The 8,800-nt window shown below is 47.2% G+C and carries 8 protein-coding genes and 1 riboswitch; of the genes, 2 read left to right on the top strand and 6 right to left on the bottom strand.

The genetic code is table 11. The features are described from left to right. Positions 1-365: 365 nt before the first annotated feature. Entirely contained in the window at positions 366-1,739 is a 1,374-nt protein-coding gene (locus M0Q40_11925) for an NAD(P)/FAD-dependent oxidoreductase (protein ID MCK9223302.1), read from the bottom strand. A 332-nt stretch (positions 1,740-2,071) separates the two neighbouring features. Beyond that, positions 2,072-2,148, top strand: a riboswitch (Fluoride riboswitch). Between the two features lie 51 nt (positions 2,149-2,199). Between M0Q40_11925 and M0Q40_11930 the strand changes: the two genes are divergently transcribed. Together M0Q40_11930 and radC are read left to right on the top strand one after the other, a co-directional pair. Beyond that, positions 2,200-3,414 carry a cation:proton antiporter gene (locus M0Q40_11930; GenBank protein ID MCK9223303.1) on the top strand — a complete coding sequence of 405 codons (1,215 nt, stop codon included), beginning with the start codon at positions 2,200-2,202 and terminating at the stop codon, positions 3,412-3,414. A 108-nt stretch (positions 3,415-3,522) separates the two neighbouring features. Next, entirely contained in the window at positions 3,523-4,179 is a 657-nt protein-coding gene (gene radC, locus M0Q40_11935; protein MCK9223304.1) for a DNA repair protein RadC, read from the top strand. Positions 4,180-4,251: 72 nt separating this feature from the next. Here the strand turns inward: radC and M0Q40_11940 are convergent, their stop codons facing one another. The 5 genes from M0Q40_11940 to M0Q40_11960 all read right to left on the bottom strand — a co-directional run bounded on the left by M0Q40_11940 (position 4,252) and on the right by M0Q40_11960 (position 8,638). Beyond that, positions 4,252-5,535, bottom strand: a complete 1,284-nt coding sequence (locus M0Q40_11940) for a glucose-6-phosphate isomerase (GenBank protein MCK9223305.1) — start codon at positions 5,533-5,535, stop codon at positions 4,252-4,254. 593 nt (positions 5,536-6,128) lie between these two features. Further along, a complete protein-coding gene (locus tag M0Q40_11945; protein ID MCK9223306.1) occupies positions 6,129-7,109 on the bottom strand; it encodes a S1 family peptidase in 981 nt (326 codons plus the stop codon). Positions 7,110-7,225: 116 nt separating this feature from the next. Then, positions 7,226-7,855, bottom strand: a complete 630-nt coding sequence (locus M0Q40_11950) for an MBL fold metallo-hydrolase (protein ID MCK9223307.1) — start codon at positions 7,853-7,855, stop codon at positions 7,226-7,228. 173 nt (positions 7,856-8,028) lie between these two features. Beyond that, positions 8,029-8,331, bottom strand: a complete 303-nt coding sequence (locus M0Q40_11955; GenBank protein MCK9223308.1) for a serine hydrolase — start codon at positions 8,329-8,331, stop codon at positions 8,029-8,031. A 37-nt stretch (positions 8,332-8,368) separates the two neighbouring features. Further along, entirely contained in the window at positions 8,369-8,638 is a 270-nt protein-coding gene (locus M0Q40_11960) for a hypothetical protein (GenBank protein MCK9223309.1), read from the bottom strand. Positions 8,639-8,800 lie beyond the last annotated feature (162 nt).

Below are 8,800 nucleotides of genomic sequence, written 5' to 3' on the forward strand. Positions count from 1 at the left end.
GAACAGGATAAATATGTGAACATCACAGCGTCTTCCGAACTCATAAAAAGCCTGGCAGTTGAGCTAGGATTACCGATTACCAATTATTTTCTCAACGACTCACAAATAAAGAAAATGTTAAACCACAAACTTTAGGGTTTAACACCATGTTTTCCCTTTTACTCCTAAAGTCAGGTATTATATCATTGGGGCATAGGCTGGTCAATAGCCACATCGGGCGCAAGTATCGTTTCATCGGGCTTTATGACCCTGAAGCCGTAGACTCTTTGGCCTAGTTCACTTTCACTGTAATGCCAGTACGTCGCCAGGTAACACAGGAATCGCCAAGGGCTATTCTCTTAGCCAGCCATGTCATACCAACACCTTTAATCCTTCTTAGATGCAATCGCACGACTTACCAAAACACCCGACACCGACGCTTGCATCAAGCCCCGGGTTACCCCCGCCCCATCTCCAATGGCATAAAGGTTTTCTATGTTAGTCTGGAAGTTCCGATCAACCTGTAGCCGTGAGGAATAGAACTTGACTTCAATCCCATAAAGCAACGTATTTCGAGCGTACAGACCTGGGGCAAGCTTGTCCATAGCTTGTAGCATCTCCATAATGCTTACCAAATACCTATAAGGCAATACCAGGCTAAGATCCCCTGGCGTAGCAGTAGGCAACGTTGGGACGATAAGACCCTTACTAATACGGCTTTCTGTGGAACGCCTACCATCGAGTAAATCCCCGAGACGTTGAACAAGCACTCCACCACCAAGCAAGTTGGCTAGGCGGGCAATATGTTGACCGTAGGTAATCGGTTCCTTAAAGGGCTCAGTGAAGTTCTTGCTGACTAAGATCGCGAAATTGGTGTTATCTGTTTTGTGCTCAGAATGGCTATGTCCATTCACGGTAATCAGGCCACCATTGTTTTCTACAGCCACCTTACCGTAGGGGCATACACAAAAAGTGCGCACACGATCATCAAAGGAACGGGAGTGATAAACCAGCTTTGATTCATAGAAATCATCGGTCAAAGGCTCCATTACAACCGCGGGTGCCTCCACTCGTACTCCAATATCCACTGAATTGACTTCGGTTTGCATATTCAGCCGGCGCGCTTGTTTTACCAGCCAATCGGCACCCTCCCTACCGGGAGCTAGAACCACATACTCACCTTTGTACTCTGCCTTATTCGTAATGACACCTACCACTTTGCCATCTTCCGAAATGATCTCGGTTACTGGCTCTAAAGTACGGATCGTCACTCCCTGTTCCATGAGGGCCTGACGCATATTGCTAAGTACCCGTTTGGAATAACCGGTTCCTAAATGACGAATCTTGGCCGGGATTAGCTGTAGCTCTGCTAACATGGCCTTTCGACTCACTTCCGCTAGCCTAGCATCCGAGGGAGCATAGACCCGATCCGGTGCACCATGCTGTAGATAAACTTGATCAACGTACCGGATCAATCTAATCAACTCATCACGGGATAAAAACTCATTTAACCAGCCACCCACATCCGGCGATAATGTGAGCTTACCATCACTGAAGGCACCAGCTCCTCCAAAACCACAGACAATACTACATGGTGAGCACTTAGCACAATCACCAGTAACCTCCACCGGACATCGACGCGCGTCCAAGTCCCTACCCTTGTCCAGCAAAAGCACACGATAACCTAGCAGGCTCAGTTCTCCGGCAGCAAAAATCCCTGCGGGACCGGCGCCAACAATAATCACATCGTACTCAAGCATGGACCACGCCTCCTTCATCAAAGCAGAACATAGACAGCTAGTGTTAATCACTCTGAATTAGGGTCTTCGATTCAGAGAGACTCGACGGTAGAAAAGCCACCGTCTGAGCCACTCCCCGGATACGAATTGACCAGAATGCGTACACAAGACTCTAGAGCTATAGATGATACGCTGTTTTCGCCTCTAGCACATAGTATATCACATTGCCTGCTTTATTCTGTTGGCCACGAGATCCCATATGGAATATGGGGTTGGTAACCACCTGTGGATCGTCCCTCGACCAGGTGCCCGGGTAGTGACATCAGTGGCATAACATGTTAATATAATATTGAAAAGAATTCGGGAATGAAGTTCTCCCTTGGCAACCGTTGCCTAAACTGCTTATTGAGCTGATGACTTCTGTGTTTCTTTCACGGAAGCATCAGCTTTTTTTATAACCAAAATAGGGGAAGGTGTTCGTATGCTAACAAGTCTATCACTTGTATTCCTGCTAGGGCTACTCTTGGCCGCAATGACCAGTAAGTCAAAACTACCAAGTCTCCTCGGCATGATCCTGGCGGGAATGGTACTAGGGCCCTATTGCTTAAACTTGTTAAGCGATTCCATGCTTAGCATTTCGACAGATTTGCGTCAGCTTGCCCTTGTGATCATCCTCTTAAGAGCAGGGTTAGCTCTGGATATTAATGACCTTAGACAAATAGGTAGACCAGCAATTCTGATGTGTTTCATCCCCGCTTGCTTTGAGATCGTTGGCGTTATCCTAATTGCACCAGCCTTGTTAGGCGTATCCATTCTCGAAGCAGCCATCATGGGTGTAGTAGTAGCTGCGGTCTCACCTGCGATTATCGTCCCTCGCATGTTGAAGCTGATGGAAAAGGGGTATGGAGAGAAAAACCGTATTCCCCAGCTCATTATGGCCGGTGCGTCCCTTGACGATGTCTTCGTAATCGTACTATTCACGTCTTTCACCAAGCTTGCTAGCGGCGAAAACATCGCTTGGTTTACACTTGTCAAGATCCCAGCTGCCATTGTGTTTGGTATGATCGCTGGTTTTTGCTGCGGAACATGCTTGAGCACCATATTCCGCAGGATTCATATACGGGATTCTGCCAAGGTGATTATTCTACTGAGCATCTCGTGTTTGCTAATCACGGTTGAACAGGCAATCCCGCAGAGTATCCCATTTTCAGGACTTATAGCTGTCATGGCAACAGGTATGGCTATTTTAAGAAACAATAGGGTGCTTGCCACTCGGTTATCTAGCAAGTTTTCCCAGCTCTGGGTAGGGGCCGAAATCATGTTATTCGTCCTAGTTGGAGCAACTGTTGATGTCCGGTACGCCCTTGGGGCAGGCGCAGCCGGCGGCCTTGTAATCTTAGGTTCCTTGCTATTTAGATTAGTGGGGGTATGGACCTGTCTGGCCCGAACAGTGCTGACAAAAGAAGAAAAGTTGTTTTGCATGATCGCCTACGTACCAAAGGCTACTGTACAAGCAGCAATTGGCTCAATTCCTCTCCAAATGGGGCTTCCCTGCGGTAAGATGGTCTTAACAATCGCAGTTCTTGCAATTTTAATCACTGCACCCCTTGGTGCAGTGGGGATAGATTACAGTTACAAAAAACTGCTCACCCAATCAACAGAAGACTCGAGCAATCACTGTGTCAGTAACCGGTAACCTATTACCAAGTTCATGTAAAACATAAATCTGATGGGAAATAAAGAAGGACTTGTCCCTAGTCGCGTCTAAGTATAGTCTTACTTGACTAGAAAGGAGCAGGACCTTTTGCAGACAGTTGAACAATATGCACCAACCATTCTCCAAATGGACCACTTATCCACAGAGGAAGTCATCTCCACTATGCTTAGTAACAATCGTTCCCCCGATCTTTTAGATAGGTTAGTCAATACCTTCGGTAATCTCAATGCCGCGGCAAAAAAGTTGTGCACCATGACTGGCACAGAGCTTGCTTTATTGGGTAAAGTCAGCATTAACGAAGCCTGGAGAATTTTGTCGGCAATCGAACTTGGAAAACGGGTTTCCTTTCTCTCTTCAGGCACCTTGACCAAGGTTCGCAATCCGAAAGACGTTGCTCGATTCCTGTTAACCCATATGCGGCTCTATGACCGCGAACACTTTATTGTAATTCTAGTTAACACCCAAAACGAGATAATCTGCGTAGAGACAGTGGCCGTAGGTGGACTGGCTCATACAGCCATTCATCCAAGGGAAGTATTCAAGGGGGCCATTAGGCACAGCGCCTCTGCTGTTATCTTAGCCCACAATCACCCATCGGGCTGCTGTGAGCCAAGTGGAGCAGATATCAAGGTCACCCAGCGACTGGCCAAAGCAGGAACTCTCCTAGGGATCTGTGTATTGGACCACTTGATCATTGGTGATGGTGTCTTTACCAGCATGAGGGACAAGATGATGATCGACTGAACAACTCTGAATCTAGATGGCTTGACGGGGCACACCCCGTCGAGCCATGAAACACTACAGCGCTTGTGATCGTCATAAATCGTAACCGGGTCTACCCAAGAGCGCAAACATTTTTTTCTTATAGGCTTCAACACCCGGTTGGTCAAAGGGGTTGGTACCGAGTAAATAGCCACCGATCGCGCAGGCCTTCTCAAAGAAGTAGACTAGTTGCCCAAAGTACGTAGGGGTTATCTTGGGAACGTTAATGATGAGATTGGGTACTAGTCCTTCCACATGAGCAAGCAAAGTTCCCTGAAGAGCCTTTTGGTTAACCTCATGGACTGATTTCCCAGCGATATAGTTGAGGCCATCCAAATCAGCGTCTTCTGCTTCAATAATCAGGTTCTGGTGGGGCTCTTGCACGTTTAGCACTGTTTCAAAGAACAGTCTTCTTCCGTCTTGGATGTATTGCCCCAGGGAGTGAAGATCTGTGGTAAAGCTAACAGACCCAGGAAACAGTCCTTTTCCGTCTTTGCCTTGGCTTTCGCCAAATAGCTGCTTCCACCACTCGGCAAAGTAGAATAGACTTGGCTCATAGCTTACCAAAAGCTCCATCGTTTTGCCCTGTTCATAATAAATATGTCGTAGGGCAGCATACTGATAGCAGTCGTTCTCCTCAAGTTGTGGGCTGCCATAGGAATCCTTAGCATGCTTGGCACCAGCGAGAATCGCTTGGATATTAATGCCTGCACTGGCGATAGGCAATAGACCCACCGGAGTCAAGACAGAGAACCTTCCGCCCACATCATCGGGAATGACAAAGGATGCATACCCTTCTTCTGTTGCTAGCTGTCTTAGGGCACCCGCTGCCTTATCTGTGGTCACCACGATGCGTTCTTTAGCCCCGCTCTTACCGTATCTTGTCTCCATATATCGCCTGAGAAATCGAAAGGCAACTGCGGGTTCTGTAGTGGTTCCCGACTTGGAGATGACGTTAAGGGAAACGTCATACTGATCTAGATAGGACAGTAGCTCCGCATGATAAGTTGAGCTTAGATTGTGACCTGCATAAACCACCTGCAGACCGTCCCCACCGAAGCTTGGAGTAAGCAGCTCAATCGCGGCCCGGGCTCCAAGATAGGAACCACCAATTCCAATGACTACGAGGACCTGGCTGTTGGAACGAATCCGGGATGCTACCTCCTGAATCTGATCCAGTTCCGTTCGATCATAGTCAGGTAAGTCTAACCAACCGAGGTAATCCCTTCCTGCGCCTGAACGTTGTTCTAGTATCTGATGGGCCGCTCCGATAAACGGTTCAATTCTAGTTAGCTGCCCCTCATCCACCAATGAATGCTTTTTATCTAGACTGATCATCGACTGCAACTTAAACCGCACCTTCTTCTTCGCATATTTCACAGTATCATTCTATCACTAGTGGCTATCAAACAGCAACTACGGTACATCAGCCATTGGCACAAGCAGATTGTGCAAACCCAATTCCCCACACTTGCCTCAGAGACAATGCTTAAGGCATATGCCTCAAGGAAGGACGAGATATCTTGTTCTTACATGACAAGCAGTCTTTGTTTAACTAATCTAAGGGTCATCTCAGTAAATCATAGGGATAATTGGAGGCGGGTCTTTGGTTGTTTCCCAAAATTTTCGGCTTCGCGACGCCGCGATTAAGGATATGATGCAAGCCATCGGTGCCACAGCATTATCCCATACAGATTGATCAACTGGCTAAATAGCCGTGAACCGGGCAGCAATTGGCGAGATGGAAACCAAGGTCCGGGATAACCCTTTGACCTGAGCAATATGCACGCCACCAACTGATCCAAGAAGCGATCTGCTCAGAAGATCGCTTCTTGGATCAGTCTAACACATACTTTCGTAGCAAATCCCCCCCGCATTGAACGCCAGTCAACGGTCATTAAGGTGTCGGGAGGATGTTCTTCCTTATGACTCTAGAATTCAAGATCTAGCAGTTCCAGTACATCCTGAATAGGATTGGCAATAGTAACGTCACTGGAGCCAGCAAATAGCAAGCCAACAGCACGATTCGTGCCCTTCTCCAATATCAAGGAGCCCGAGTCCCCCGGCTCGGACATACTGGTGAAAACCAATTGCTTGTCGAAAATAGCAGCCTGACCTTCGTCAAAATAGACCTTTAACCGCGCGTTCTTCCCCTGCAGCGTACCTGTGCTGACTTGTGTGGTACGACCACTTTTGTAGCAGAGGGTTCCCACGGGTACATCGGTGACGCCTCTTACCAAACCAACACCTAGAATTTCCATGCGCACTGAATCCACTGGTCGAGCAATGGCTGCATCAACGATATTAATGCCATGTTCCTCCTTGTTTCTGACCCCAAGCCAACCCAGAATACGCTCAATGATTGCTCGTATAAAACACATAGGCTTCTGATCAGTGCCACCAGTGCCAAAATGCAACGGAACAAACCGTTCAAGTCTGCCGAGCACATCCGTCGTCTGACCACCATCATATGCGCCAGGCTGCAAGATCGGATCATTCTGCTTGGCCCGACCATCAATGCCATTGGTGGAATTGGCTAGGACATGATTGTTAGATAGAATCACCGGTTCTTTCGTCTTACGATCAAAGCAGACAACCCCTAAGGTGCCCGCGGTTATGGCGTGATGACCAATGGAACAACCTCCGGGGGCAGGGCGCATCCTTTTTGTATGGTCCATTTGTGTAGTAATCCGTCCGGTTTCCACAACATCCGTGAGAATATCCCCGATCGCCTGGGGAAGGACGTATTCAACGTGGGTTACGGGAAGTTTCTTTTCCACGTAAATGATGACACTATCATAATCGGTCAGGCGACCACCCTTAATCTTCTTGCCAATAGCGATCCCGGTCACTCCTGGCCAATCAAGCACTTCCTCAATTGCCAGACGCTGGGCCTTTAATAGTGTTTGCACTTCTTTCCCTCCTCTGGCCTGTAAGCCACCTGCATATTAAACTACTATGCTATTCGAGGAGGAAAATTAACTATAGAGAAGTAAAATGATGCTCCCATTATGGAGCATCATCATGCCTAGAAGGGTTCCTGACTTATGGCTTTTGGCAAAATCTTGACCCGGGCGAATCGGGCAGCAAATTGTTGAGCATCATCTTCATTACCAACCAAGTCTCCATAGTGAATAGGAATAGCCTTTTCTGGGTCAATTGCCTCGGCAGCCTCTGCCGCCTGCTCGAAATCCATGGTATAGGTTCCTCCTACAGGAAGAAGGGCTATATCAACCTGTAGATCGCTCATCTCAGGGATGAAATCCGTATCCCCAGCATGATAAACCCGTGTATTCTGCAATTGGAGTATGTAGCCTACCCATCTCTTGTCCTGGGGATGATAGCTCTTGTTCTTGTTATAGGCAGGAACAACCTCAACCCCAATACCCTTAACTTCTAGTTCGTCACCGGGAGCAACACCTATAGACCCAGGAATGTCACCGGCAATCTCATGGGGAACAACAATAACAGTATCGGTTCCCCGAATCTTCTCAATGTCCTCATTGGAAAAATGATCATAATGAGGATGGGTTACAAACACGACATCCGCTTGCTTCACCACCGTATCCGGCAACTCCCAGGGGTCAATATAGATAGTACGTTCATCCCAGACAATCTGGACTCCGGCATGTTTTATCAGAGTAATTGTTGGTTCCATAGCCTAGACCTCCTTGTGGTTCTTGACAATTATCCCCAAAGAAGATACTTGTTATCCTACATCTATGATATAGTTGCCAGACGGGAAGATCAAGAAAGTCCAAGGGAACGACAAATACCACAGAATACGGATCTGCATTCCGCGGTTGCTGGTTACTTTTTACCGAACTCTCCTTAGTCAGCTTCAAAAACCCCTGTTGAGTCATGCTGCCAGTCATACTCTTCCTGCAAAACCCTGATTAGTTTTGAACCCATAACGGTTGCAGGAATCCTGTAACCAGGAGGTAAATTGGAGAGAATGACAACACCGATTCGTCTTCTCTTATCAAAGGCGAGGTAACTGTTGAAAACGCTTGTTCCGCCATTGTGCCAGATGAGTCCGTTCTTTTCATCGATCATCCAACCGATGCCTACGGCATCCATGCGAATTCCCATTGCCTGAAGGGACTTCGTTGTTGCATTGACATCTGCGATCACCTCATGCCCCATCGATAAATAGGCAAGGCGGTGTTTGTCAAGATAGTTGTCGTATTTGCTCCTTTTCTCTTTCCGATGTTTGCTCAGTAACTGGATTTAGTGTGACCTCATCAATCCACTTCCAGTTCCTAGTTTTTCCTGTCCAACGCTCCGGATGTTTTTTCCTTGCAGCTTGATAAACAGCATCTCTTTTAGATAATATCTCAATGTCTAGAGCATAGTGCCTTTGGTACGGGGTTACAAACTTTATGCCACTATGCAGGAGTTCATTATTGTATAGATCCACAAAACCTCGTACCCATTCCATAGAATCCTCAATGGTGGCAAAACCGTCTGCAGGGAAAGTATTGGGCGTATTTAGATATTGGGGGGAGTAAATCAGGAATATGTAAATGACGAAAGAATAACCATTCTTTTCATATAGAGGAAGGAAAAAGAGATGACACCGAGAACCCCGTAGTTATTCAGA

Source organism: Limnochordia bacterium, assembly GCA_023230925.1.
Lineage (GTDB): Bacteria > Bacillota > Limnochordia > DUMW01 > DUMW01 > JALNWK01.